This is a genomic window from Oleiphilus sp. HI0123 (assembly GCF_001635315.1).
The window spans coordinates 1-1,969 of the sequence record NZ_LWGE01000224.1 but is presented as its reverse complement, the minus strand read 5'-3'; the positions used below and the strand labels follow the sequence as shown (position 1 = coordinate 1,969).

General features: G+C 45.8%; 2 protein-coding genes. One reads left to right on the top strand and one right to left on the bottom strand.

Features of this window, described 5'->3' with window-relative positions; all coding sequences use genetic code 11:
* Positions 1-10 precede the first annotated feature (10 nt).
* Entirely contained in the window at positions 11-1,045 is a 1,035-nt protein-coding gene (locus A3761_RS02195; RefSeq protein ID WP_068516490.1) for an AraC family transcriptional regulator, read from the top strand.
* Positions 1,046-1,065: 20 nt separating this feature from the next.
* On the opposite strand, the gene A3761_RS02190 is transcribed toward A3761_RS02195, so the two are convergent.
* Positions 1,066-1,969 (bottom strand): sensor domain-containing diguanylate cyclase (locus A3761_RS02190; protein ID WP_068749715.1); only part of this gene is annotated, 904 nt, incomplete at its 5' end.

Below are 1,969 nucleotides of genomic sequence, written 5' to 3'. Positions count from 1 at the left end.
AGAGTAAATTATGAAACACCTGGGCTTTGCTTCCATTCCTGCCGTACAGCAATATTTACAATATGCTCAGAGCAAACAAATCGATACTCATCAAGTCATTCTCGACTCAGGGATCGACCCGAATGTTCTGGCCAGTGCAAATGGGCGTATTATTGGAACCCAGTTCCAATCTCTTATTAAACATCTTATCGAACGCGCTAATGACCCCTTGCTCGGGCTTCATACCAGCCAATTTGTTCAGCCAGGCTCCTATAGTGTGCTTGGCTATATCACTATGAGTTGCGCCACCATCGGTGAAGCCATGGATAAAATACAGCCCTATGAAAGACTTGTCGGGGATATGGGAACAACCAGCTTTAAAGATTTAGGGAACAGCATCTTGCAGTGCTGGCACTGTATTTACGACGACCCGATTGTCAGGCCTCATATGATCGATAACGTGTTGGCTTCGTGGACAAACTTTGCACGCTGGTTAGCAAACCAAAATGCCTCTGCTGAAAAGATACTAATCGGGCGCCCCGCTCCTTCTGCAAAGCTCCAAGAAGAATATACCCGCTTCTTCAATGCACCCGTTGAGTTTGAGGCTCAGCACAACGGTATTGTGCTAAATAAAGACCTACTGTCTATTTCACTTCGCCAACCCGATAACCTGCTACTCAAAACTCTTGAATCTCATGCTAGTGAGCAAATGACTCACCTTAGCCTGGCTAGTGAGAACTTTGCTGATAAAGTCAAAGCACTCATTCGACACCAATTGAATCTAGGCAGCGCAAGAAAAGAACTCATTGCGAATGAACTAAACATGACCGAACGAACACTGCAGAGAAAACTCGTCGCTGAAGACAGTTCTTATCAAACGCTGTTAAATGAAGTCAGACTAGACTTAGCGACCGAACTTCTGAAAAGCTCCGAAATAGGAATTCAAGATATTGCTTATAACCTGGGCTTTTCTGACGGGCGCTCATTTCATCGCAGCTTTAAAAGTTGGACCGGTATGACACCAGGGCAGTACCGAACAGAAAGTTCGCAATTGAAAAGCCTATAAAACCGACAGCTTGGCGAGTATTAGTCGGTACTCACCAGGCCAGCCTTGGCAACCACGACATTATCCTGGGTTTCAGGAACACTTACTCGTTTGGAAGGTTTCTGACGCTTCATTTCATAAAGCCGCTCATCGGCTATTTTAAGCATCATTTTAGAGTCGACTCGATCCATTGATTCTGTCGAAATCACGCCATAACTAATCACAACAGGAATTACCTTATCCTCGACTCTGAGAGGCGTATTCAAGAGATGCTCGCGAATACGCCCTGCAATAATATCAGCGCCTTCTTGGCGCTGATGAGGCAGCAACACGACAAACTCATCACCAGCAAAGCGGAATGCCAAATCACTCTTTCGTGTTAACTCATTCAGATGATGTGCAACATGCTTGAGATAACTATCACCACAGTCATGACCGCAGGTATCGTTGACTATCTTGAAATCATCACAATCGATAAACATGACCGCCAAATCTTCTTTCTGGCGCGCATGACGACTTAACTCTTGATCAAGCGTTTCCTCTAACTCTCTACGATTACGTAATAAAGTAAGCGGATCTCGCGTTGCCAAAAAGCTAATCCTTTCTCTTGCCCATACACCCGCTAGCGAGAAAGAGACTTTTACAGACAACTGCTTCAGAAAGAAGCTATCTTTGCTCGGGCTATAGCGCTCGGCGGAGTTTGAACCCAGCATCAAAGCCCCTACAACCTTGCTATCAATCACAATAGGCAATACAGCCAGCGAACGAACACCGTGAGGCTCGGCATTGCGTTTCACTTCAATAGGCATGAGCGAGTGATAGCGCTTGATGTCACGACTAACCAAAATTGGCTCTCGGACACTCTGAGTCGCTCCTAGAAAATCCACCATACTCACTGTGCGCAGAATGACAGGCGCTTCTTTATCAGCTTTACGCTCAGCTTCG